The 23,669-nt window shown below is 60.4% G+C and carries 22 protein-coding genes; 14 read left to right on the top strand and 8 right to left on the bottom strand.

The window, feature by feature from the left end; genetic code table 11:
• Both ACXJKO_RS18125 and ACXJKO_RS18120 read right to left on the bottom strand, forming a co-directional pair.
• Window positions 1–753 (bottom strand): hypothetical protein (locus tag ACXJKO_RS18125; RefSeq protein ID WP_457092488.1); only part of this gene is annotated, 753 nt, incomplete at its 3' end.
• Between the two features lie 463 nt (window positions 754–1,216).
• A complete protein-coding gene (locus ACXJKO_RS18120) occupies window positions 1,217–1,459 on the bottom strand; it encodes a DUF3297 family protein (protein ID WP_457092487.1) in 243 nt (80 codons plus the stop codon).
• Between the two features lie 173 nt (window positions 1,460–1,632).
• Between ACXJKO_RS18120 and kynA the strand changes: the two genes are divergently transcribed.
• Together kynA and ACXJKO_RS18110 are read left to right on the top strand one after the other, a co-directional pair.
• The gene (gene kynA, locus ACXJKO_RS18115; RefSeq protein ID WP_457092486.1) at window positions 1,633–2,457 is read left to right on the top strand and encodes a tryptophan 2,3-dioxygenase; all 825 of its coding nucleotides are present in this window, start codon (window positions 1,633–1,635) and stop codon (window positions 2,455–2,457) included.
• Between the two features lie 14 nt (window positions 2,458–2,471).
• Entirely contained in the window at window positions 2,472–3,662 is a 1,191-nt protein-coding gene (locus tag ACXJKO_RS18110; protein WP_457092485.1) for an aminotransferase class V-fold PLP-dependent enzyme, read from the top strand.
• A 7-nt stretch (window positions 3,663–3,669) separates the two neighbouring features.
• Here ACXJKO_RS18110 and ACXJKO_RS18105 read toward each other — a convergent pair whose 3' ends face one another.
• On the bottom strand, window positions 3,670–4,650 hold the full coding sequence (locus ACXJKO_RS18105) for an aldo/keto reductase (protein ID WP_457092484.1): 981 nt from the start codon (window positions 4,648–4,650) through the stop codon (window positions 3,670–3,672).
• A 212-nt stretch (window positions 4,651–4,862) separates the two neighbouring features.
• On the opposite strand from ACXJKO_RS18105, the gene ACXJKO_RS18100 reads away from it, so the two are divergent.
• On the top strand, window positions 4,863–7,067 hold the full coding sequence (locus tag ACXJKO_RS18100) for a hypothetical protein (RefSeq protein WP_457092483.1): 2,205 nt from the start codon (window positions 4,863–4,865) through the stop codon (window positions 7,065–7,067).
• A gap of 77 nt (window positions 7,068–7,144) precedes the next feature.
• Here the strand turns inward: ACXJKO_RS18100 and ACXJKO_RS18095 are convergent, their stop codons facing one another.
• Entirely contained in the window at window positions 7,145–7,390 is a 246-nt protein-coding gene (locus ACXJKO_RS18095; RefSeq protein WP_457092482.1) for a hypothetical protein, read from the bottom strand.
• A gap of 66 nt (window positions 7,391–7,456) precedes the next feature.
• Window positions 7,457–8,635, bottom strand: a complete 1,179-nt coding sequence (locus ACXJKO_RS18090; protein WP_457092481.1) for an NAD(P)/FAD-dependent oxidoreductase — start codon at window positions 8,633–8,635, stop codon at window positions 7,457–7,459.
• 268 nt (window positions 8,636–8,903) lie between these two features.
• On the opposite strand from ACXJKO_RS18090, the gene ACXJKO_RS18085 reads away from it, so the two are divergent.
• The 4 genes from ACXJKO_RS18085 (at window position 8,904) to ACXJKO_RS18070 (ending at window position 11,805) form a co-directional block, all read left to right on the top strand.
• Entirely contained in the window at window positions 8,904–10,223 is a 1,320-nt protein-coding gene (locus ACXJKO_RS18085; RefSeq protein ID WP_457092480.1) for an MFS transporter, read from the top strand.
• A gap of 118 nt (window positions 10,224–10,341) precedes the next feature.
• Window positions 10,342–10,812, top strand: coding sequence for an aminoacyl-tRNA deacylase (locus ACXJKO_RS18080; RefSeq protein ID WP_457092479.1), 471 nt, complete (start codon window positions 10,342–10,344; stop codon window positions 10,810–10,812).
• A 112-nt stretch (window positions 10,813–10,924) separates the two neighbouring features.
• Window positions 10,925–11,362, top strand: coding sequence for a YqaA family protein (locus ACXJKO_RS18075; RefSeq protein ID WP_457092478.1), 438 nt, complete (start codon window positions 10,925–10,927; stop codon window positions 11,360–11,362).
• Window positions 11,363–11,406: 44 nt separating this feature from the next.
• Window positions 11,407–11,805 carry a VOC family protein gene (locus tag ACXJKO_RS18070; RefSeq protein ID WP_457092477.1) on the top strand — a complete coding sequence of 133 codons (399 nt, stop codon included), beginning with the start codon at window positions 11,407–11,409 and terminating at the stop codon, window positions 11,803–11,805.
• Between the two features lie 4 nt (window positions 11,806–11,809).
• Here ACXJKO_RS18070 and ACXJKO_RS18065 read toward each other — a convergent pair whose 3' ends face one another.
• Both ACXJKO_RS18065 and ACXJKO_RS18060 read right to left on the bottom strand, forming a co-directional pair.
• Window positions 11,810–12,052 (bottom strand): hypothetical protein, encoded by a 243-nt coding sequence (locus tag ACXJKO_RS18065; RefSeq protein ID WP_457092476.1) that lies wholly within the window; start codon window positions 12,050–12,052, stop codon window positions 11,810–11,812.
• A gap of 80 nt (window positions 12,053–12,132) precedes the next feature.
• Window positions 12,133–12,729 carry a cation transporter gene (locus tag ACXJKO_RS18060; protein ID WP_457092475.1) on the bottom strand — a complete coding sequence of 199 codons (597 nt, stop codon included), beginning with the start codon at window positions 12,727–12,729 and terminating at the stop codon, window positions 12,133–12,135.
• A 193-nt stretch (window positions 12,730–12,922) separates the two neighbouring features.
• Here ACXJKO_RS18060 and ilvD point away from each other — a divergent pair, with 193 nt between their 5' ends.
• Entirely contained in the window at window positions 12,923–14,752 is a 1,830-nt protein-coding gene (gene ilvD / locus ACXJKO_RS18055; RefSeq protein WP_457092474.1) for a dihydroxy-acid dehydratase, read from the top strand.
• A 178-nt stretch (window positions 14,753–14,930) separates the two neighbouring features.
• Window positions 14,931–18,494 (top strand): glycoside hydrolase family 113, encoded by a 3,564-nt coding sequence (locus ACXJKO_RS18050; protein WP_457092473.1) that lies wholly within the window; start codon window positions 14,931–14,933, stop codon window positions 18,492–18,494.
• 59 nt (window positions 18,495–18,553) lie between these two features.
• On the opposite strand, the gene ACXJKO_RS18045 is transcribed toward ACXJKO_RS18050, so the two are convergent.
• Window positions 18,554–20,425 carry an autotransporter outer membrane beta-barrel domain-containing protein gene (locus ACXJKO_RS18045; RefSeq protein WP_457092472.1) on the bottom strand — a complete coding sequence of 624 codons (1,872 nt, stop codon included), beginning with the start codon at window positions 20,423–20,425 and terminating at the stop codon, window positions 18,554–18,556.
• Between the two features lie 73 nt (window positions 20,426–20,498).
• Between ACXJKO_RS18045 and ACXJKO_RS18040 the strand changes: the two genes are divergently transcribed.
• The 5 genes from ACXJKO_RS18040 to ACXJKO_RS18020 form a co-directional block, all read left to right on the top strand.
• Window positions 20,499–20,843, top strand: coding sequence for a hypothetical protein (locus tag ACXJKO_RS18040; RefSeq protein ID WP_457092471.1), 345 nt, complete (start codon window positions 20,499–20,501; stop codon window positions 20,841–20,843).
• Window positions 20,844–20,923: 80 nt separating this feature from the next.
• A complete protein-coding gene (locus tag ACXJKO_RS18035; RefSeq protein WP_457092470.1) occupies window positions 20,924–21,193 on the top strand; it encodes a hypothetical protein in 270 nt (89 codons plus the stop codon).
• A 457-nt stretch (window positions 21,194–21,650) separates the two neighbouring features.
• Window positions 21,651–21,953, top strand: coding sequence for a hypothetical protein (locus ACXJKO_RS18030; protein ID WP_457092469.1), 303 nt, complete (start codon window positions 21,651–21,653; stop codon window positions 21,951–21,953).
• Window positions 21,954–22,118: 165 nt separating this feature from the next.
• The gene (gene sugE, locus ACXJKO_RS18025) at window positions 22,119–22,436 is read left to right on the top strand and encodes a quaternary ammonium compound efflux SMR transporter SugE (RefSeq protein WP_457092468.1); all 318 of its coding nucleotides are present in this window, start codon (window positions 22,119–22,121) and stop codon (window positions 22,434–22,436) included.
• A 16-nt stretch (window positions 22,437–22,452) separates the two neighbouring features.
• Window positions 22,453–23,669, top strand: a 1,217-nt coding sequence (locus tag ACXJKO_RS18020; RefSeq protein ID WP_457092467.1) for a sensor domain-containing diguanylate cyclase, incomplete at its 3' end; no start/stop codon positions are given.

Here is a 23,669-nt window from a genome sequence, read left to right as displayed (position 1 = left end):
CCCGAAAAGCTCCTGCGCACCAGACACTGGAGCCGCTTCATAAAACCCCAACGTAACCGCATTATTGTCGCCGGAGACACGAACTCCATTATCGCCTGCTATGACTTCATAAAGGCGAACATTGTTGTCGTTTCCTTCAAGCAACAATCCATCGCCTGCACCGTCTGTATCAGGCGTACCGTCTACACTTATTCCATCCGTGATGATTCTGCCGGTCTTACCAAAGTCGATCTCGTTGAATGAGCCGTTCAGCCTGATGCCAACCTCTGCTCCAAGGATAAGGCCCTTCAGGCCTTCCTCTCCATAGCTGGAAATGCGGCCATGGTTACCGGTTATATCGAGACCCACGCCAGTTTCGCTATTGATGAGTCTGGAATTGAAGACATTAAAATTGTCCCCATTCATAACCAAAGCGTGACCGTAAAAGGAGATGAGATCTCCATTGTTAGTCAAGGTGTTGAAGTCCCCATTCAACACATTAGAATAATTTGATTCAATGGCCGCATTAATGACGATCTGATTAGAACTTGCCCAAAGCCCTCCTGTATTGAATCCAGAATCAAGACTTGAGAGAAATGCATTGACCTCTACGTAGTTATTGCCTGACAAAGTGAAGAAGGGCGCATTCTGAGATCGGAACCAGTAATGACCCGCATAGTTTATTCTTAAAGTATCATAAGCACTTAGCTCAAACAGGGGAATAGGGTCAAAATAAGGTTTTCTGAGGTTCGGCGTATAAACGTGGTCTGTCATCTGCGGCTCCTAGGTATAACTTATAGAATCTATACCTAGTGGAGGCTGCAAGGCACTCTCCGAACATATAGCTTATATTCTTATACAAGTAATTTTCATTTTACTATTGGTTGAGAAGAGCCGATAAATATCTAGATGCAGTTGTATAACAGAATTATACACTTAATACAGCAAGGATTAGATTATAAGAGTTTGAAGGCACGGGTGAGTATATGCCCCTATACTCCCCAGCATTCACCTCAGATGGCTTTGCTGCAGAACTGAAAGTACATAGCAAGCGTCCATCTTACCTGAGACGATCGCGCTCAAACTTGCGCTGTTTTTCAACATGCCGGATGAGGCCTGACTGGATGCAACGCCTGATCAAACCGACAACTCGGCGGCGACCTTACAACAGTAGCCGCCCCCTGTTGGGCTTTGAAGGCCGAGAGCCTCGATCGGCACCAAGGCTTGTCGAATATCTTTACTCCCCCGACTGCACGTAAGGCTCGACCTTGCCCTTCAGCTTGATCGTCATGGGATTGCCGAAGCGGTCCTTGGCGTTTCCGGCCGCCACGCGAACCCAGCCTTCGCTGACGCAATACTCGTCCACGTTGGTCTTCTCGACCCCGTTGAAGCGGATGCCCACGCCCTTGGCGAGCAGCGCCTCGTCGTAATAGGGGCTGTTCGGATTCGTGGACAGGCGGTCGGGCATTGTGTCGGCCATGCGAAAGGGTCTCCGTTCGAAACAAAATCGGGCGCAACCTACCCTCTCCCGGCACGGATGCCAATTCGGGAAGCGCCGGACCCGTGACATTGTTCGCTTGCGCCCTACTTTCGTTGGGGCATACCTTGCAAATCAAGGTTTTCAAGAAAACGAGTCGAACGAGGGACGGGAACGTGGCGAGCGAGACGGAAGGGATTCATACCGATTTTTCGCAAGGCATGAGCTATGGCGATTACCTCCAGCTCGACACCCTTCTGGCCGCCCAGATCCCCGTCACCGGCGAGCACGACGAGCTTCTCTTCATCACCATCCATCAGGTGATGGAGCTGTGGCTGAAGCTTTTGAACCGGGAACTCGACACTGCCCTCGACCATATCCGCGCCGATCAGCTGCAACCGGCGTTCAAATGCACCGCCCGCATCAACCGAATCCAGGAGCAGCTCATCCAGGCCTGGACGGTGCTCTCCACCATGACGCCCTCGGATTACCTGCGCTTCCGCCCGTCGCTCGGCCGCTCCTCCGGCTTCCAGTCATGGCAGTACCGCCTCGTCGAGTTCAAGCTCGGTGCGAAGGACGCGGTGAAGATGGCCCCGCACCAGCACCGCAGCGATCTCGCGGCGCAGCTCGACGCCGCATATCGTGCGCCGAGCCTTTACGACGAGGCGTTGCGCCTGCTGGCGCGGCGCGGCTATCCGGTGCCGGCGGAGGTTCTCGGCCGCGACGTCACGCAGCCCTATACGGCCCATCCCGGGGTCGAAGCCGTGTGGGAGGAAATCTATCGCCATTCCAACGCGCATTTCGATCTCTATGAACTCGCGGAAGAGCTGGTGGATCTGGAAGATGCGTTTCAGCAATGGCGCTTCCGGCACATGAAGACGGTGGAACGCATCATCGGCATGCGCACCGGCACCGGCGGCAGCACCGGCGTCAGTTATCTGCGCAAGGCCCTCGAGCATTATTTCTTCCCCGAGCTCTGGTCCGTGCGCGGCAAGCTTTGATCAGAGGCTGTAACATGCTCGATTTGCGTTCCCACTTTTCACGCTTTCTCAATGCCGAACCGGAGCGCCTGCATTTCGCGGCGCATAGCCACCATCCCTGGCCGGATGTGACGCGCGAGGCGCACGTGCAGGCCTGGGACGACGCGGCGCGCCTGATCGACGACAAATGGGAGCATGTCCTAGGCCCCGTTCTCGACGAGTTCCGCGCGCATGTGGCGGGCCACCTCGGCCTGCCCGATCCCGGCACCATCGCGGCCGCGCCGAACACGCACGAATTCCTCAAGCGCATTCTCTCGTGCTTCCCGGGAGATCGCCCGATCCGCATTCTCACCTCGGACGGCGAGTTCCACTCCTTCAGCCGTCAGATCGCGCGGCTCGAGGAAGATGGATCGGTCGTGGTGACGCGCGTGCCGGTGGAGCCTTTCATCAGCTTCGAAGACCGCCTGATGGCGGCCTCCACGGACGCGTTCGACCTCGTCTTCATCAGCCAGGTTTTCTTCAATTCAGGCTTTGCCGCAGATGTGCGCAAGCTCGTGGAAGCGGCGCGTGGCGACGCGATGGTGGTGATCGATGGCTATCACGGCTTCATGGCCCGCCCCACGGATCTCAGCTCCATCGCGGAGCGCGCGTTCTACATCGCGGGTGGATACAAATACGCCATGGCGGGCGAAGGCGCCTGCTTCATGCATTGCCCGCCGGGGTGGGGCCCGCGCCCGCGCGACACCGGCTGGTACGCCGCCTTCGGCAACCTCACCAATGCGCAGAACGGCGGTGTGGGATACAGCGAAGACGGCTGGCGCTTCATGGGCGCCACCTTCGATCCCTCGGGCCTTTACCGCTTCAACGCGGTGATGCGCTGGCTGCGCGACGAAGGCATCACGCCCGGCATCATCCACGCCCACGCGGTTGCCCTGCAGCAGAGTTTCCTCAGGCGTGCCGCCGATTGCGCGGCTTTCCACGGCACGAAGCTCGTCGTTCCGCAGGAAGAGACACGCCGAGGCAACTTCCTCACTTTTGAAACGCCGAATGCGCAAATCCTCTATCGCGACCTGCAGCAATTGCGCGTCGTGACCGATGTGCGCGGCACCCGCCTGCGCATCGGATTTGGGCTCTATCAAACGGAAGAAGAAGTGGAGGAGCTGGTGCAACGCGTCAACGAGGCGGGGGCACTGGAATCTCTCCCCGCCGACGCATCGGCCGCCTAAACTTTCCTTACCGATTGAGCGTCTTCATACCTTCCGCCGCATAACGCGTGCCGGCTGCAGCGCCCGCCGGGATGATGCGGTCGATGCGATCAAGGTCCTCGCGAGTCAACGTGACATCGAGCGCGCCCACATTCTCCTCGAGATAGCGGCGGCGCTTGGTGCCTGGGATCGGCACGATGTCGTCGCCCTGAGCCAGCACCCATGCCAAGGCGAGTTGCGAGGATGTGCAGCCCTTCTCCCGCGCCATGGCCTCGATCTCGCGCACGAGGTCGAGGTTCTTCTGGAAGTTCTCGCCCTGGAAACGCGGAGAAACGCGGCGGAAATCGTCGGGTGCGAGATCGTCGATGCTCTTGATCTGCCCGGCCAGGAAGCCGCGACCCAGCGGCGAATATGGCACGAAGCCGATGCCGAGTTCGCGCACCGTGTCGAAAAGCTCACCTTCCGGATCCCGGCTCCAGAGAGAATATTCCGTCTGCAGGGCGGCGATGGGATGAACGGCATGCGCGCGGCGGATCGTTTGCGGCGCAGCTTCCGACAGGCCGAGATACCGCACCTTGCCCTCACGCACCAGTTCGGCCATCGCGCCGACCGTGTCCTCGATCGGCGTGTCGGGATCGACCCTGTGCTGGTAGTAGAGATCGATCATGTCGACCTTCAAACGCCGCAGGCTCGCCTCGCACGCTTGGCGGACATAGTCCGGCTTGCCGCTGATGCCGAGGCGTTCGCCATTGGGGCCGCGCACATTGCCGAACTTGGTGGCGAGCACCACCTTGTCGCGCCGATCAGAAATCGCACGCCCCACGAGTTCTTCGTTCTGACCGACGCCATACATGTCGGCAGTATCGAGAAATGTCACACCCAGCTCAATGGCCCGGTGGATCGTCGCAACCGACTCGGCCTCGTCACGCTCGCCATAGAATTCCGACATACCCATACAGCCGAGGCCAAGGGCGGATACTTGTAAAGGACCAAGCCGACGCTGCTGCATGGGGTTATCCTAAGGGAATGAGTGGGGATCCCATGGGTTATCTAGGCGAGCGACCTGCGTCAGCARCGGGACAATCGACGCATCGCCAAGAGAAGGGCGTATTGAAGCCCAATTTCTTTATGTTATTACATTAACAACAATCGTTTCCTCATCCGCCCTTGCAACTGCAGCTCCCACACCTGCCGCAAGGGCAAGCACCTCGGAGCTTACTCATGGCCGGTCCCCAAATCCTCAACCTCAATGGCGATATCATCGTCAGAAGCCCTGGCACTCCCGTTTTGCTTGATACGGACGGGGACGCACAGGTGATCGCAGGCGATGCTGGCTTCGAAGACTTGGTTATCTACTTCACTTCTTCCCTCACGACCGATCGCCTCAGCATTCGTGAAATCCCCGGTGTCATTGAGCTCCCGGATGGATTTACCAAAGGCGGGCGGATCAAGATGGGCACTGCTGTTATCGGGACACTCTTCGATCTTGATGATTCTTATCTCAGCATCAATTTTAGCCTGACCGCCTCCGTTACGGCAGAACAAGTGCAGGCGCTTATCCGCGCCCTCACCTACATCGATGGCTCAATGGAAGACGACCTCTTCACTATCGAGAGAGGGATTACGATTCAGCTTTACGACACAGCTGGTGAAGCCGCAGAAGCCAATCTGAGCGTTGCGGACAATGTCATCGGCACCGCCGCGGATGAGACCTTCCATGCGCAGGCTGACCAGATCTCCACCGGAGATTTTCTCGATGGCGGAGCCGGTGACGACATCCTTCAGCTGGATGGCGGCGACTTCTTCGTTCTGGAAGCCATAAGCATCATCAACGTCGAGACCATTCGCGGCTCTGATATCAGCGACTTCATCTCGATGTCGGCCAGTCAGCTTACAGGCGCCCTTAAGGCCATCGATGCGGGAAGCGATGGAGGCACCACAACAGACGTCCTTGATCTCTACAGTGAGACTGACGAAGACATCATCCTGCACGGAATCGACATCACCGGTTTCGATGCCATCCGCCTTAGATCGAATGGCGCAACAGTCATGGTCGAGGATGTCGCGAAGGCCATGCTCGTTGACGGCACAGGAGCAAGGGACGACACGCTCATCCTGACAGCCGGCACATTGACGGCAGAAGAACGGCTTTTCCTCCACCGGCACGGCATAGACCGGATTCTCACAGTAGATGACGGGGAGGAGAGCGTTCATACTATTGCGATGGATGGTTTGACCGGTGACGTGGTGAGTGCGCCTGTCGGAACGAAGACCTTCCTCGACGCTGGGCGGAATTCGGTCCTGCGCGCCGATTCCGGCTTGCTGAAATCGCTCTATGTCACCGTCGTAGGCGGCGATCCCATGAATGAGAAGATCGAGTTGCAGGCAGGTGACGGGATCACATTTGTAGACGGCGCCTATACAGGCATGAAAGATATCAAGGTCGATGGCACCACCATCGGCACGATCAGCGGCAGCTCGGCTTCGCTCTACGTCGAGTTCAATGACGAGGCGACCACCGCGCGTGTTCAGAAGCTTCTCCATGCGCTCACCTACAGCAGCACGGCTGACACCCTTACCGCTTCACGCACGGTGAAGATCACGGTCGAGGATGTTGGCGGGCGTGAGACAACCTCGGATGTGAAAGTCATGACGGGCGGCAGCGCGGCTCCGACCGGTATCGGCCTGAGCAACGCCTCCATCCGTGAGCTTGCCGCCACGGGTGAGACGATCGGCACGCTCTCCGCGACCGACACCCCGGGCAGCACCTTCACCTACCAGATCAAGCGCAGCGACGGCAGCTGGGGTAGCTTGTCGTCGGATGGACGCTTCAAGGTCGAAGGCAACCTTTTGAAGGTCGCCGACGGTCTCCTGCTCGACTACGAGCAAGCAAGCTCCCACAGCCTCACGATCAAGGTCACCGACGCCACCGGTCTCTCTTTCGAGAAGGCGTTTACCATCGGCATCACCGATGTTGCTGTGGAGAACATCACCGGCACGGCGGGCAATGACGTGTTCGTCGGCGGCGCGGGCAAGGACACCCTGAACGGTGGCGCAGGCAATGACACGCTCAATGGCGGGCTCGGCAATGACGTGCTCACCGGCGGCGCGGGCAAGGATGTGTTCGTGTTCGACACGACGGGACACAAGAGCCGCAACAAGGACAAGATCCTGACCTGGAGCGCCAAGGACGACGTGATTCATCTCGACAAGGGCATTTTCAAGAAGCTGCCGAAGGGCGTGTTGAAGAGCAAGTACTTCACCCTCGGCGCGGTGGCCAAGGACGGCAACGACTATATCGGCGTCAACAAGGCGACCGGCGACGTGTGGTACGATCCGAACGGCGACAAGCCCGGCAAGCAGGTGATCTTCGCCAATATCGGCGCCAAGAAGGCTATCTTCGCTTCAGACTTCGACGTGTTCTGAGCCTTCCATATGATCTCATGACAAAGCCTCCCCGGTCCGCCGGGGAGGCTTTTTTCATGGGCGTCATCACCCTTCGACTATAAAGCCGTTTCGGTGAGGATGAGGATGGCGCCGAGCGCGATCATGACCAAAGCGGGCCAGTGGGTTTTCAGGCTGAAGGCTTTGACAGACTCCACGGGCTCCAGGCTCTCGCTCGCTCCCGTGGGGCCTACACGCCGGGCATTGCTTAGACGACCCTGCCACAGGGCCTGCGCGACACCATAGAGCACGCCCGCGATGACGAGGATGACGCCGATCCATGTGAGGATCATCTGCGAGGACATGAAGGCCCTCCCCGATTGCTGAGGCAGGCATGGTAGCATGGATCGGCCGTCCCAGCCAAAAACCCCCTACGCCACCTGCCCCGCGCACCAGCCCGATGACCAGGCCCATTGGAAATTGTAGCCGCCGAGCCAGCCGGTCACGTCCACCACCTCGCCGATGAAATAGAGGCCCGGCACCGCCTTCGCTTCCATCGTCCTGGAATCGAGCTCGCGCGTATCGACGCCGCCGAGCGTGACCTCGGCCGTGCGGTAGCCTTCCGTTCCAGCGGGCTTGAAGCGCCAGTTCTTCACCGCCTCCTCGATCCTTCGCAGGTGCTTGTCGGAATGATCGGCGAGATTGGCCGGCCCCTTCTCCGCTTCGGCAATCAGCTGCGCAAGGCGCTTGGGGAGAAGAGTCGACAACGCGGTTTGCAGGGCCTGCCTGCCGTTTTGCTGACGGGCCGCGCGCAGCTCCTCGAACACATCGACGCCCGGCAGCATCGATACGGCGATCTCCTCGCCCTCGCGCCAATAGGAGGAGATTTGCAGGATCGCAGGACCGCTCAAGCCGCGATGGGTGAAGAGCATCGCTTCCTGAAACTTCGTCTTGCCGCAGCCTGCCACCGCATCCACCGCAACGCCCGCGAGCGGAGTGAGCCGCTCCAGCATCGTCGGCTCCAAAGTGAAGGGCACGAGCGCGGGACGCGTCTCGATGAGTGTGAGGCCGAATTGCTGTGCGAGATCGTAGCCGAAGCCGGTCGCGCCCATTTTCGGAATCGACTTGCCGCCAGAGGCCACGACGAGGGAGCGGCATTGCACGGTGCCATGGGATAGCCGGAGCAGGAATCCCTCCGCATTCTTCTCGGTCCGCTCGACGGATGTGCCGAGGCGAAGCTCGACGCCCGCCTGCTTCATCTCGTTAAGCATCATGTCCACCACCTGCCGCGAGGAGCCGTCGCAGAAGAGCTGGCCGAGAGTCTTCTCGTGATAGGCGATGTCATAGCTCTCGATGAGAGCGATGAAGTCGCGTTGGGTGTAGCGACGCAGGGCCGAGATGCAGAAGCCGGGATTCTGCGAGATGTAATTGGCGGGCGCGGCATGAATGTTGGTGAAGTTGCACCGCCCTCCCCCGGAAATGCGGATCTTCTCGCCGGGCTTCCCCGCATGATCGAGGATCAGCACCGAGCGCCCGCGCTTGCCGGCCTCGGCCGCGCACATCATGCCGGCGGCCCCGGCGCCGATGACCACAACGTCGAAAGTGTCCAAGAGACGAATTCCTGATGGATGTCTGCACGGTGCCGCGCAGTGAGAGCGGGTGTTGAAAGCCAAACTGCGGCGAACTGCAAGTGTGATGTGTTCGATATCAGCTTGATCCTCCCCTCTCTTACTCGGGAGAGGGGTTTTCCATCGCGTTTGCCGGCTTGCCGGATCGGCCCGTGCTTTCTGGCACTTTCCATGAATCTGCTATATAGTAACGTTATATAACTCAACTCTAACATGTGCGCCTTGGAAATCGGCCTTGGGAGGCACGATCATGACCGACACCGCAAACATCTACCGGCCTCTCGACCTTGCGGCCACGCTTGGCAGGCGTGGCGGGCGTGGCCRGGCGCTCTTCGGCGGCTCCATCGGTCATTTCATCGCGTGGTACGATTGGACGATCTACGGCTTCCTCGCCATCATTTTCGCAGGCCAGATGTTCCCGGCGGGCAACGAGACGGCCTCCCTGATCGCCAGTTTCTCGGCCTTCGCTATCGGCTTTCTCGGCCGCCCCATCGGCGCGCTGGTGCTGTGCCCGCTCGCGGACAAATACGGCCGTCGTGCGCTCCTCTCGGCCACGATCCTGATGGCGGGCCTCGGCAGCCTCGTCATCGGCCTGTGCCCGACCTACGACCAGATCGGCATCGCCGCTCCCCTGCTCATCGTCGCCGCGCGGCTGCTGCAAGGCTTCTCGGCGGGCGGCGAGGCGCAGATCGCCGTGACCTTCCTCAATGAGCACGCCACGCCCAAGCACCGCGCCCTCGCCGCCTCACCACAAGCCATGGCGGTGGGCGTAGCCGTGCTCGCGGCCACGGCCGTGGCGGGCCTGACCACGCGTTTCATCTCGCCCGAGGATCTCGCCGCCTGGGGCTGGCGCCTGCCCTTTCTGCTCGGCGGCATCGCCTCGCTTTACGGGCTCTATATGCGCCAAGGCATCTGTGAGACGCCGGCTTTCGAGAAAAGCCGTGCGCAGCACAAGGTCACGCTCGGCTCCATCGTCGCGTCGCTCGCCAAGCACCCTAAGCAAGTCTTCATCGTTTTCGTGATGCAGCTGACGGGCGTGCAGTATTACCTGTGGCTCGTGTTTCTGCCGACGTATGCGAACCTGGTCGGCGGGCTCGAGAGATCGCTCGGCCTTGCCGGCAATGTCGCGGCGCTTGCCGCCTATTGCGTCTGCATCCCGCTCTTTGCCTGGATGTCCGACCGCTTCGGACGCAGGCCCTTCCTCATCATTTCCGGCGCGGGCCTCGTGCTTTTCACCTATCCGCTGTTGGCGCTGCTTGCCGGCTCGCTCGATTTCGGCACCTACCTGTTCGTCGCCGTGTTCGGCGCGGTACTGATCGCCCTCAACAGCGCTGTGATTTGCACGGTGTTCGCGGAATTGTTCCCCACCCATGTGCGCACATCGGGCATCGGCATTCCGCAGGCGCTCTGCGCCGCCATCTTCGGCGGCACCGCACCGGTCGTGACCACATGGCTGCATGGGATCGGAGGCGTTTCCTACATCTCGGCCTATGTGGTCGGCCTGACGGCGGTGAGCCTTGCAATCTCCGTTTTCGTTCTGCCGGAAACGCGTGGCCGCTCGCTCGATTGATTGCTGCCATCCGCGCGCGGGTGTAAGATCCAGTCTTGCAGCCGCGCGTCTGAAGCGACGGTCTTGCGCCTCCGCTCTCCAGGCACGCGAGCTTCCTCTTTTCACGGGAGGCTATGCCATGTCGATCTCACCGACTTTGGAGAAATATTTGGCCGACCGGGGCATCAGCTACGATCTGATTCCCCACGAGCCAACCATGTCGTCACTCAAGTCCGCCCAGGCCGGGCATGTTCCCAGTGACAGCGTGGCGAAGGGCATCATGCTCAGCGACGGTCAGAAATACATGCTCGCCGTTCTACCCGCCTCGCACCACCTGCGCCTGTCGGATCTGCGAGAGGAGCTCGGCCATGAGCTTCACCTTGCATCCGAGGACGAGGTGGGGGAAGTGTTCCGCGATTGCGAGTTCGGCGCGATTCCGCCGGTCGGCTCCTGCTATGGCCTCAACGTCATCATCGATGACAGCCTCGCGCAGAAACCGGACCTCTATTTCGAAGCCGGCGACCACTCGACGCTCGTTCACCTGAAGGGCGCCGATTTCGCGCAGCTCGATGCAAGGGCTCAGCACGGCTCGTTCAGCGAACGAATGTAATGAGGATGTCGCCGCCGGTCACATCCTGGTCAGACCGGCGGCGGCGCATCTCGGCAGCACCGCAAAAGCGTGTTAGGGACCGCGCCTCCTTCCGCGCAAGCACACGTCCCTCATGCCGCATCTTGTTGAATATGGCGGTCTCTTCGCCGCGGCCTTTCTCTCGGCCACCATCTTCCCGTTCCAGTCGGAAGCGGTGCTCTTCGGCATGCTCGTCGCCGATCATTACAGCTGGTGGGTGCTGATCGCCGTTGCGAGTCTCGGCAACATCCTGGGCTCCATCGTCAACTGGTTTCTCGGCCGCTTCTTCGCGCGATTTGAAAGACGACGCTGGTTTCCCGTAAGCCGGGCGCAGGTGGAGAAGGCCGAGGGCTGGTATCGGCGTTATGGCCGCTGGACGCTGCTGTTGAGCTGGACGCCGATCATCGGCGATCCGTTGACCGTGGTGGCGGGCGTGATGCGTGAGCCCTTGCGGGTATTCATTCCGCTTGTGGCCTTGGCCAAGACAGGGCGCTACCTTGCGGTCGGCGCATTGAGTCTCGGCTGGATCTGATGCGTTGAGAATGGTGGCCGCATCGCATCAGGAAAGGAAGCAAGATGACCGTGAATTCCATTCTGCCGTTTCTGATGTTCGAGGGCGACGCCTCGGAGGCGTTGGATTTCTACACCAAGCTCTTTCCGCAAAGCGGCATCGACAAGGTCGAGCTTTATGGGGCAGGCGAGGCTGCGCCGGAAGGCTCGATCAAGCTCGCGCGCTTCACCATCGGCGGGCAATCGGTGCTCTGCACCGACAGCATGGTGAAGCATGCCTTCACCTTCACGCCATCCTTCTCATTTTTCGTGGAGTGCAGCTCCGAGAAAGAGGTCAGACGGCTCGGCGAGGCGTTGAAAACGGGCGGGAAGGAGCTGATGCCACCCGCGAATTACGGTTTCAGCACTCTCTTCACTTGGGTCAGCGACCGCTTCGGAGTCTCATGGCAACTTAATTGCCCCTGAGCCGTCACGGTCCCTGGAGACTCGACCACAGCTCCTCCAGATGGCTCGGCTCGATGACCTCGCCGGAGGCCGTACGGATCACCGCATGCATGCCGGCGGGCGCATCGTTGTTCATGGCCCAATGCACCGCCTCGCGCAGCGTGTCGAACTCCCTAATGTCGCTGGGAGCGGCAGGTCCGCCCTTCTGCGTTCCCATGGTCTCGAATTGCAGATGAGCTGGGGCATCCCAATCGGTTTCCGGCACCATGATGTCTTCCCGCCTTTGGCTGGTTGAACCTGACCGGGACAACGCACGGCAGACTCGGCTGTTTCAGCTTGGCCGGAAGCTCAGGCCGATGCTTCCTTATGCTCCTCCCGCGCCGCCTCCCACACTTCACGTGCCGCGTCGGCGTTCATGGCGGCAATGGAAAGGCCGATGATCAGGTCCGGCCATGCGGACAGGGTTGCGGCGGTGACGAGGCCTGCCGCTATGATGGCCAGGTTGGCGATGGCATCGTTCCGGGCCGATAGAAACGCCGCCCGCGTGAGGCTGCCGCTGTGGTGGCGGTAGCGGGCGAGCAGCAGCGCGCAGGTGAAATTCACGATTAGGGCTCCTGCCCCGGCCAGCGTCAGGGGCACCGGATCGGGCGGCACCGGCTCCATGAACTTGTCCCAGGCCATCCAGAGGGTCGCAAGGCCAGGGATCAGCAGGATCCCTGCCAGCGCCATACCCACCCTTGCCCTCATGAGCGGCGTGAAGCCCAGGGCCAGGAGGATGAGCAGGTTGATCGAGGCATCCTCGAGGAAATCGATGCTGTCGGCAAACAGCGAAACCGACCCGATCGCCAGAGCCACCGCGAATTCGACGCCGAAATAGCCGAGATTCAGGGCCGCCACGATCGCGACGATCCGGCGCAGCCCCTGTTCAGAAGTCCTTTGAACCATGATGTTCCAGAACCTCCCACCTTTGTTCATGTACCGCCGACGCAGGATTGCTTGTGTGCGAAAGCGGGACGGTAAGCAATGCCTCGGCGCAATGTCCTTGCGGCACAGCAGGGTGAACGGGAAGGAATGCCAATTTTTCTTGCAACTCGCGCAATTTCGGTTGAACAAGGCTTCAACGATTACGAGGAACCCCATGCCAGCCTATCGCTCTCGCACCACCACCCACGGCCGCAACATGGCGGGCGCCCGCGGCCTCTGGCGCGCCACGGGCATGAAGGACTCCGACTTCGGCAAGCCGATCATCGCCGTGGTCAACTCCTTCACCCAGTTCGTGCCGGGCCATGTCCACCTCAAGGACCTGGGCCAGCTGGTGGCCCGGGAGATCGAGAAGGCGGGCGGCGTCGCCAAGGAATTCAACACCATCGCGGTGGATGACGGCATCGCCATGGGCCATGACGGCATGCTCTACTCCCTGCCCTCGCGGGAGCTGATCGCGGATTCCGTGGAATACATGGTCAACGCCCATTGCGCGGACGCCATGGTCTGCATCTCGAACTGCGACAAGATCACCCCCGGCATGCTGATGGCCGCCATGCGCCTCAACATCCCGGCCGTGTTCGTCTCCGGCGGGCCGATGGAAGCCGGCAAGGTCGTGCTCAACGGCGTGACGAAGAAGCTCGACCTGGTGGACGCCATGGTCGCCGCCGCCGACGAGAACATCGCCGACGAGGACATCAAGGTCATCGAGCGCTCGGCCTGCCCGACCTGCGGCTCCTGCTCGGGCATGTTCACCGCCAATTCCATGAACTRCCTGACCGAGGCGCTGGGCCTGTCCCTGCCCGGCAACGGTTCGACGCTGGCAACCCACGCCGACCGCAAGCGCCTCTTCGTGGAAGCGGGTCACCTGATCGTCGATCTGGCACGCCGCTACTATGAGCAGGACGACGCGAGCGTGCTGCCGCGCTCGATTGCCAGCTTCGCCGCCTTCGAGAACGCCATGACGCTTGATATCGCCATGGGCGGATCGAGCAACACGGTGCTGCACCTGCTGGCCGCCGCGAGCGAGGCCGAGGTGAACTTCACCATGAATGACATCGACCGCCTGTCGCGCCGCGTGCCGGTGCTCTGCAAGGTCGCGCCCGCCATCGCCAACGTCCACATGGAAGACGTGCATCGCGCCGGCGGAATCATGGGCATTCTCGGCGAGCTCGACCGCGCGGGCCTGCTCGATACCTCCGTCAACATGGTCCATGCCGCGACCATGAAGGACGCGCTCGACCGCTGGGACGTGAAGCGCAGCAAGAGCCCGGCCGTGCACGAGTTCTTCTCGGCCGCGCCCGGCGGCGTGCCGACCCAGGTCGCCTTCAGCCAGGCCAGCCGCTATGAGAGCGTGGACACCGACCGCGAAGGCGGCGTCATTCGCGATGCGGAGCACGCCTTCTCGAAGGATGGCGGTCTCGCTGTGCTGTTCGGCAACCTCGCTCTCGAAGGCTGCATCGTGAAGACGGCAGGCGTGGACGAGAGCATCCTGAAGTTCTCCGGCCCGGCCGTTGTGTTCGAGAGCCAGGACGCGGCCGTGGACGGCATTCTCAACGGCAAGGTCAAGGCCGGCGACGTGGTGGTCATCCGCTACGAAGGCCCGCGCGGCGGCCCCGGCATGCAGGAGATGCTCTATCCGACCAGCTACCTGAAATCGAAGGGCCTCGGCAAAGCCTGCGCGCTCATCACCGACGGCCGCTTCTCCGGCGGCACCTCGGGCCTGTCCATCGGCCACGCCTCGCCGGAAGCGGAGGAAGGCGGCACCATCGGACTCGTGCAGGATGGTGACCGGATCGAGATCGACATCCCGAACCGTGGCATCCACCTCGCCGTGGACGATGCCGAGCTGGCGCGCCGCCGCGAGGAGCAGAACGCCAAGGGCTGGCAGCCGGCCCAGCCGCGCAAGCGCAAGGTCTCGGCAGCGCTGAAGGCCTACGCCATGCTCGCCACCAGCGCCGCCAAGGGCGCGGTGCGGCAGATCTGACCAAATCCCGGCCAGCATCTGATTTCAAAAGCCCCCGGAGCCCTCTCCGGGGGCTTTTTTCATGCTTCGCCAAGCTTGGACGGAGAAGCGAGAATTAGGTCTTGAGAAGGGTGCCTCTGCGGGATACATTGCCTGTGTAATTTAATAACGTAATAAATCGCGTTTCTTGGGGCAGACAATGGCAGACGAAAGCATCTTTACCTGGGAAGGCATCAGTCTCCCCTCCTACTGGGGCGGCAACTTCCAGACGTCCGGCGGCTTGGCTGCGATGGACCTCATCAAGTCGAACGGCGCCARTACCGTCACGCTCATCCCGAATTTCTTTCAGTCCACGGGCACGAGCAACGACGTGCATCTCAATGCGAGCCCCAATCCGGCCGAGCCGTGGCGCGGCGAGAGCGACGGCTTCCCGCAGGTGCTGCAGGCCATTCGGGACGCCACGGCGCGCGGCCTGAAAGTCGTGGTCAAACCTCATGTGGAACGCGACGACCGCAACAGCACGGCGGAAGACGCATGGCGCGCGAAGATTGCGCCAAGCGATCCGCAGCTATGGTTCGAGAATTATAAGAACATGATGGTGGAATACGCCAAGGTCGCGCAGGCAGGCGGAGCTTCCGCCTTCGTGATCGGCACCGAAATGCGCAGCATGACGGACCCCACCAAGACCTGCGCGGACGGTCAGACCTATACGCAGAAGTGGGAAGATATCATCGCCGCAGTGCGGGCCGTTTTCTCGGGCAAGCTCACCTACGCTGCCACCGACGACGAAGCCTTGAAGATCCAGTTCTGGGACAAGCTCGATTACATCGGCGTCGATGCCTATTTCAGCATGGCGGCCGACGGCACCTACAACCCGACACTGAACGAATTGATCGATTCCTGGATCAAACCGCCGGTCAACTGGAACTCGAAAGACGTCTACGGCACGACCTCCGTCGTCGATACCTGGAAGCAGCTTTCCGAGACCTGGGGCAAGAAGGTCATCTTCACCGAAATCGGCTATGGCAGCTACAACGGCACGAACCTGAGCCCAGGCTGGCTGCAGCATTCCAACGGCACCGATCTTGAAGAGCAGCGGCTCTGCTATGAGGCTCTTTATCATGTGATGAAGAACTACGGCGGCCAATGGCTCGATGGCTCATTCCTCTGGAGCTATCAGACCACCATGGATCCCGCCTATATTCCGCCGACCGACTACACGACGCAAGGAAAGCCTGCCGATGCTATCATCAAGGCAGGTTACTCGAGCCCCGAGCATGTGACCGGCATCGTCAGGAATGGAACCGGCGGCCAGGACAAGCTCGATGGTGGCTACAACAACGACACCCTCGACGGTGGAGCAGAGAACGACATCCTCTGGGGTGGAGCCGGCGACGACAGACTCACCGGCGGCGCAGGCAACGACGTTCTCGATGGCTATACGGGGACGGACACAGCTGTTTTCTCCGGCAATGAGGCCGATTACACTGTCACGAAGCTGGCCAGCGGCGACTACACAATTGTCGACAAAATGGCTCGTGACGGAACGGATATGTTAAAAAATATCCGGTACATTCAGTTCAGTGATCGGAAGGTCGATCTTACCACAATGACAACGCTGCCTTCACTGTCCATCGCTGCAACCGACGCCAACAAGCCCGAAGGCAATGGCGGCGACTGGACCGAGTTCACCTTCACGGTGACCCGCTCCGACGTGACCGGCAGCCCGACCGCCAATTGGAGCATTCCGCTCTCCGGCAGCCTCGATGCGGCTGACTTCGAGACCACCTCGGGCACGGTGACCTTTGCCGCCGATGCAGCCACCGCGCTCATCACGGTGCGGGTGCGCGCCGATGCCGTGATCGAGGCCAGCGAAGCATTCACGGTGACTCTGTCGGATGCCGTGGGTGCGACCATCACCACGGCCACCGCCAACGGCACGATCCAGAACGACGACTTCCCTGTCGTGTCGTTCTCTGGCACAACGGCTCCTTCGATTACACAGCTTGAAGGTAATCCGTCTGGAGCTACGGCAGAGTACACGAACTGTAGCTTCGTTCTCACACGCACCGGTACTGACCTGACCTCCTCATCGACTGTGCGATGGACACTGTCAGGGGGTGCAGAGCTGACCGCAGACGACGTTGAAGCTCTGACTGGCACGATCACATTCGCGGCCAACGAAGCCATGAAGATACTCACGATCAAGGTGCGTAAGGATACGATCCTCGAAGACACCGAGACCTATGCTCTCACTCTGACCCCGGAGGCTGGCGGCAATGCCGTTGTCGGCGCTAACAATACCGGCTCGGTTATTGTGAACAATGACGACGTTGCAACGGTCCCGACCTTGTCGATTGCGGCAACCGACGCAGCCAAGCCCGAAGGCAATGGTGGCGGCTGGACGGACTTCACCTTCACGGTGACCCGCTCCGATGTGACCGGCAGTCCGACCGCCAATTGGAGCATTCCGTTCTCCGGCAGCCTCGATGCGGCTGACTTCGAGACCACCTCGGGCACAGTGACCTTTGTCGCCGACGCCACCACCGCACTCATCACGGTGCGGGTGCGCGCCGATGCGGTGATCGAGGCCAACGAGGCCTTCGCGGTGACCCTGTCGGAAGCGGTTGGTGCGATCATCACCACGGCCACCGCCAACGGCACAATTCAGGACGACGACCTGCCGACGCTGGCAATCGCAGCCACGGATGCCGACAAGGCCGAAGGCAATGGCGGTGGCTGGACAGACTTCACCTTTACGGTGACCCGCAGCAACACGGCTGGCAATCCCACAGCCATCTGGGAGTTGACCGGGCTCGATGCTAACGATGTCGAGGCGAAGTCCGGCACGGTAACGTTCAGCGGCACCTCGACGACGGCTATCGTCACCGTAAAAGTTAAGGCAGATGCGATCGGGGAAGCGGACGAGAGATTCAAGATCTCTCTCTCGAATCCCACGGATGCCGCGATCGCATCGGATGCGGGCAGCGCATTCGCGACCATCCTCAATGACGATCTCATCCTCAAGCCAGCCCTCAGTGCTCTCTCAATCGGCGAGAACGCTGTAGCCGGCTCCGTCGTCGGTACATTCAGCCCCACCAATGTCAATGGCATCGGGGTTACCTACAGCCTTGCCGGCGGTGGAGATGTTTTCAAGATCGAGAACAATCGACTCGTCGTGGCGAACAGCCTCGACTTCGAGAAAGCGGCCTCGCACAAAATCCAGGTCGTCATGACCGACAGCCAAGGCGGCGTGACCAGCGAGACCTTCACCATCACCGTGCGCGACGAGCTCGATATCCTGCGCGGCAGCGCCGGCAAGGACACACTTATCGGAACGCCCGGCGCCGACAGGATCTACGGCGGCAAAAGCAATGACAAGCTCGCCGGCGGCACAGGCCAGGATGTGTTCGTGTTCGATACCAAGCTCGGCACGTCCAAGACCGACCGCAAGGTGAACTTCGATACGATCACCGATTTCAACCCGGCGGACGACGCGATCTGGCTCGATCTCAAGATCTTCACCAACAAGGCCTTGAAGAAGTTCGCCAAGAGCGCAACGGAGGACAACCCGGTCGTTCTCGCCAAGAAGTACTTTACCTCCGGCACGAAGGCGAAGGATAAGGACGATTACTTCATCCACAACAAGAAGACGGGCATCATCTCCTTCGATGCCGACGGATCGGGCGCGAAAGACGCCATCGAATTCGCGCAGGTGAAGAAGGGCCTCACCCTCAAATTCGACGACTTCTTTTTCATCTGATCCCACACGGCAAAGCGGGTGCATGGAGGCGCAGGCGAGACCCTGCGCCTCCTTTGTTTTCAGAACCTGATATTGATGCCGCCACGGATCGTATGTTCCTGGTCGCGGCGTCCCATAGTGCCTGCGTAAGTCACATTCAGGGTGACCTTACTCGAGACCTCCCAGTTCAGCCCGGCTTCCACCACAAGGCTGTCCTTGTCGATGGGTGCACCGGAGATGAGGAACGGGCGGCCGTCTCCCACATAGGAGAAAGTGGCCTTCGGCACGATGTCGCCGAAGGCGTGACGCCAGCCGAGCAGACCCTTGAAGGTCAGGTTACCCCGCTCTGTCGGGATCGTTGCGACGAGGCGCGCGCCGAGCGTCGTGTAGGTGGTGTCGAAGGAATGAACGTCGCCGGTCACGGCAACAACCGAGCCCTCCTCCAGCACGCCGCGGCTGGCGATATGGATATGCGCCAGGCCCGCGAAGGGTTCCAGGAACACGTTCTCGCTCAGCGGAATTTCATAGCCGATCTCCCCGAAGGCCTGCATGGAATCGGTGCCGCTGCCGGAATGCATCGCACCGGAAAAGCCGGTGAACGAGAACGAGCGCCCCATGTCGACTTCGTGATGCGCATAAGCCACGCCACCGCGCAGGTTGAGCCGGTCGAACGAGGCCGAGCCATACGCACCGATATGCAGGCTCTCCACATTGCCGGACGCACCGAGAGAGCTCATGTCGAGATCGGTCGAGAAATAGCCCGCGGCGACACCGAGACGATAAGGCGTTCCGAAGCCTGCATCGACGCCGAACACAAGGCCCGCCGTGCTGCGCTCCATGCCGTGCGAGGCGGCGCTCGCATCGGTCGATCCCCACGATCCGATGGCCTTCGCCCACATGGTCCAGTCACGCTGAGGCAACGTGACGGCGACAGACGCCGCCGTATCCGCGGTGCCGAATCCGGGCATGCCTTCCGAGCAGCGCAGGCGGCACAGAACGGCGGCACGAAAAAGATCGTCATGAGCCAGGATCGCGGTCGTCGCACTCACCAGCGGCTCGCCCGAGGTGAGACCGAGCACATCCGGCAGTTCATCCTCCGTCAGCGGGATGAAAGGATCGATCAGGGGCCGGTCTTCCGGCAGCGGATTGCTGGTGCGGGCGAGCACCAGATAAACGTTCTGCCCATCTTTCGTGAGCACAGGCTTGAAAAAGGCAAGGTTGGTCGTGACGTTGGAGAATTGGCCGCTCACACCTCCGAGCGCCGTCAGGATCGTCCACCGGCTGCCCGGACGGTAGTCGCCCGGAAGCGCACTGACGCGCACGCTGCCGCCACTGATTTTCGCTGTGCCCTGCCCAACGATCCTGTCGCTCTGGCCGCCGGCATTCAGATCGATCCGATAGGTCGTGCCGTTGGCGATAATCACATTGCCGGTAACGGCCAACGATCCGATGCCGTTCATGCCGGGAGAGAGAGCGCTGCCTGTTCTCGCCGTGATGGCCCCGACCGTTCCCGTGCCGCCGAGCGTCGCGCCGTCATGAACATTCATGCTGGCTGCGCCCAGCGTGCCCGTGATCATCAGGCCGCCTTCACGGATCTCCCAAGGCATGGCACGGTTATTGGTGCCGCTGATTGTCCAAGTGGAAGAGCCGACTTTCTCATGGAGTTCGAAGCTGCGAACTGCGCTCCTGTTGAGGTCGAGCATCGCATCGGTGCTGCCGCTCAGGGTAAACGTGTCGAAGCCAGCACCCGCCTCGATGGCGCCATCGATCTGCGAGGTAGAGCCGATCAGAAATGTGTCGTCGCCCGTGCCGAGATCAACCGCAACGCCACCGCTGAGATTGGAGATACGCCCGAAATTCTCCACGCGGTCATTGCCGATGTTGAAAGTGTTGTCGTCGAACTTGATGGCGGCGTCTTTCCGACTCTCGATGACGCCTGTGACTTCGTTCACGACCGTCATCCGACCGCTCATGAAAGTATGAACGCCGTACGAACCTTCCCCGGATACCAGGATCTTGCCGCGATTGATCAACGTGTTGCTGTTGCTGAAGTCCTTTGTTCCTGGGTTGATCCTGTTGCTTAGAATTCCAGCTGATTCCTTGCCCGTTACGGTAATGGTCCCGGCATTTACCAAAGTGTTTCCGGTTCCAAAGACGCTCATGCCTGTGCTGCTCGCACCACTGGTGGTGATGCTGCCATTGTTCGTCAGTGCGTTTCCGTCACCAAAGACACGCAGGCCTGATGAGTTAAATCCCTCTATGAGCAGTGTTCCCGTATTGATCAGCTGGTTATTGTTTCCAAGGGCCGAGAGGCCGGCGACAAAGTCGCCGGCGGGGCCGCTCTTGATGATACCGGCATTGACGAGCTGATTTCTGTTGCCTTCTGCATGAAGACCGTCCGGCGAGATCCCGCTCGTCCTGATCTCTCCTTTGTTAAGGAGCGTACCGTCATGGCCGAGGACGCTGATCGCGTGGCCCGCATTGCCAGCTGTCCCAAGCGTGCCATTGTTCGCGATCGAAATTCTGTCGCCCGTTCCAACGAGGCCAACGCCTTTGGAACCACCTGCAAAGGCATCCCCATCGTTGATAATGGACGTGCCGCTCTTCGTGCTGAAAACGAGAAGATCGTCTGTGACCGTGGTTGTGCCCGAACAGGTAATGACGTCGCCCGTTGCAAGGCATGCTGCGCCAGCGGGTTGCGACCACAGAAAAGTACCTAGAATCGCCGTTGGAACGAGAATAGAAAGAGCCGATGCCGAACACGGAAATTCGGCCTTGCCATCATATGAAATGTTAGCTGAGTTGTTCCTGTGAGATACCATATGCCAGCCCACCCTATTTAACGGATAAGCTTGGCCATTTAGGCATCTTTGAAATGTTATCTCCTATATAAATATATAGGGACGTGATGTTATGGCAGAAATATTTGTTTTGATTTTTTTGGGAACAATATTCAAAAGCGCATGCAATGCGTGCTAAACTACTGAAATTCTTATAAATCTTGTCGACACTGAAAATTTATTCCCCACCTTCCCGGAATGGGTCGGGCTGTGCTCCAGCACACGTGGGATTAGCCCCCGCCCGCTGCTTCCAAACGTCGTAATGCACATCTGGGGATTGACGAATAGTATTGCGTAGAGTCCAGTCGTTGATATTCAAACCGTTCAAGGGAATCTGATGCACCGTTTCATTCTTGCTGCTGTTCTTGCCGGTCTCTCAGCGAGCCCTGCCCTTGCCCAGGAGGCAGCCGGAAGCAAGGCCCTGCAGCTCAGGGTGCGCCCATCCGGCTATGAGCCCGAGCCCGGCGAGGCACAGAAGCGGCAGGAGCGGCTGCTCAAGCGCATGGAGCAGAGCGACCACATGGTCCGCTCGATCTGCGTGAATTGCGGCGACTCCTGGAAGCACCAGATCTATTCCCCCTTCAATCCCTATGCGTCACTTGCGCCCTCCGCCCGTCCCTCCCAGCAGGAAGCGGACTGAGAGCCAAGATAAACCAGGGCTTCAGCGGCTAGGAGCCGTTTCTTTTTAGCCGGACGCTCTATTGAGCCGTGCAACCGCCGCCTGTATACCTGAAGAGTGCAAGGCAAACTTGCGCGAGCCCATCAACCGGTGGGAAGCCACCGGCAGGTGGTGGGGGGCCTTGTCATGGCGTGGACATATCTTGTGCTGGCCGGTCTTTTGGAGATCGGCTGGGCCATCGGGCTGAAGTACACGGAAGGTTTTACGCGCCTCGTTCCCTCGGTTCTCACCGGCCTGAGCATGGTCGCCAGCGTCGTGTTGCTGGGCCTCGCGCTCAAAACCCTCCCGGTCGGAACGGGCTATGCCGTGTGGACCGGCATCGGCACCGTTGGCACCGCCCTGCTCGGCATCTATCTGCTCGGTGAGCCGGCAACGGCCATGCGCCTTGCCTGCATCGGCCTGATCGTAACTGGCATCCTCGGCCTCAAACTCGCTACAACGTAAGAAGCAGCGAGAGCCGATGATCTCCAGCACGACCAAATCCCGATCTTCGGCAAGATGGCTCAAAATCTTCGTCGCGGTCGTGTGCTTCGTCATTGTCGGCCTCGAAGCTTGGCGCGACTGGGGCGAGCGCGACGAGGAATACCGCCGCGTCTCGGCCGAAACCCAGAACCTCTCCAAATCCCTCGCCCAGCATGCGGAGGATACCTTCAACCTCGCCGATGCCATCGTGGTGGACATGGTGGACCGGGTGGAGCGAGAGGGCGTGTCGACTCAGAACATCGCGCGCATGGATTACTTCCTCGCCGAGCGCATCCAGACCCTGCAGGCGCTGAAGTCCCTGTCGATCTACGGGGATGACGGGTACATCCTCAGCTCGTCGCTTCCCGGGCATAGCCGCAAGGTGAACGGGCAGCAGGAGGCGTTCTTCAAGCACCATCTGAATTCGCCCGACCGCAAATGGTTCTTCGGCCCCATCACCCGCGATCCGCTCGGCGGCGATTGGGTGATGACCATGTCGCGGCGCGTCAACAAGCCCGATGGCTCGTTCGGCGGCGTCGTTCTGGCCAGCATCCCGCCGCGCTATTTCGCGAATTTCTTCAGCCGCCTCGATCTCGGTTCGCAAGGCGCGGTGGTTCTGTTCAATTCCGCCGACGGCGCCGTTCTCTCGCGCTATCCGCTTGTCGATGGCGTGATCGGCATGCGTCAATCGACTGCGCCGTGGGTCGGAGGTGGAATGCCGAGCGGCACCTATGTCTACAAGTCGCCGATCGATGGCGTGACGCGCCTAAGCGGCTATCAGCGAAACCACATCTATCCCGTCACGCTGCTCACGGCCGTCAGCGAGGAGCAGGCGCTTGCGCGTTGGACGCAGGAACTCCAGTCGCGCATCATCGGCGTCACATTCCTCGTGGCGATCATCGGCATCCTGGGCTGGCGGCTCGTGGGCGAACTCCTCCGGCGCGAAGAGATGGAAGCCGAGCTTGCCGTGCTTGCCACGACGGATGGGCTGACCGGCCTTGCCAACCGGCGCGCATTCGACCGGCAGYTCGCCACCGAATGGCTCAGAGCCTCCCGCGAAGGCACCGCGCTCTCACTTCTTCTGATCGATGTGGATCAGTTCAAATCCTTCAACGACGTCTACGGCCATCAGGCGGGTGACGAATGCCTGCGCAAGGTCGCCAGGGTTTTCTCGGAGAACATCAACCGTCCCGGCGATCTTGTGGCACGCTATGG

It is taken from the genome of Microvirga sp. P5_D2 (assembly GCF_054049475.1).
The sequence above is the reverse complement of the archived record's forward strand: the minus strand, read 5'-3'. Positions and strand labels throughout refer to the sequence as shown.

Bases quoted from the DNA above. Each gene is read 5' to 3' on its own strand.
- ACXJKO_RS18105 (WP_457092484.1), bottom strand. From the start codon at position 4,650: ATGCAGCAGCGTCGGCTTGGTCCTTTACAAGTATCCGCCCTTGGCCTC.
- ACXJKO_RS18100 (WP_457092483.1), top strand. From the start codon at position 4,863: ATGGCCGGTCCCCAAATCCTCAACCTCAATGGCGATATCATCGTCAGA.
- ACXJKO_RS18065 (WP_457092476.1), bottom strand. From the start codon at position 12,052: ATGGTGCCGGAAACCGATTGGGATGCCCCAGCTCATCTGCAATTCGAG.
- ACXJKO_RS18030 (WP_457092469.1), top strand. From the start codon at position 21,651: ATGCACCGTTTCATTCTTGCTGCTGTTCTTGCCGGTCTCTCAGCGAGC.
- ACXJKO_RS18070 (WP_457092477.1), top strand. From the start codon at position 11,407: ATGACCGTGAATTCCATTCTGCCGTTTCTGATGTTCGAGGGCGACGCC.
- ACXJKO_RS18075 (WP_457092478.1), top strand. From the start codon at position 10,925: ATGCCGCATCTTGTTGAATATGGCGGTCTCTTCGCCGCGGCCTTTCTC.
- ACXJKO_RS18035 (WP_457092470.1), top strand. From the start codon at position 20,924: ATGGCCGAGGACGCTGATCGCGTGGCCCGCATTGCCAGCTGTCCCAAG.
- sugE (WP_457092468.1), top strand. From the start codon at position 22,119: ATGGCGTGGACATATCTTGTGCTGGCCGGTCTTTTGGAGATCGGCTGG.
- ACXJKO_RS18110 (WP_457092485.1), top strand. From the start codon at position 2,472: ATGCTCGATTTGCGTTCCCACTTTTCACGCTTTCTCAATGCCGAACCG.
- ACXJKO_RS18120 (WP_457092487.1), bottom strand. From the start codon at position 1,459: ATGGCCGACACAATGCCCGACCGCCTGTCCACGAATCCGAACAGCCCC.
- ACXJKO_RS18095 (WP_457092482.1), bottom strand. From the start codon at position 7,390: ATGTCCTCGCAGATGATCCTCACATGGATCGGCGTCATCCTCGTCATC.
- ACXJKO_RS18060 (WP_457092475.1), bottom strand. From the start codon at position 12,729: ATGGTTCAAAGGACTTCTGAACAGGGGCTGCGCCGGATCGTCGCGATC.
- ACXJKO_RS18080 (WP_457092479.1), top strand. From the start codon at position 10,342: ATGTCGATCTCACCGACTTTGGAGAAATATTTGGCCGACCGGGGCATC.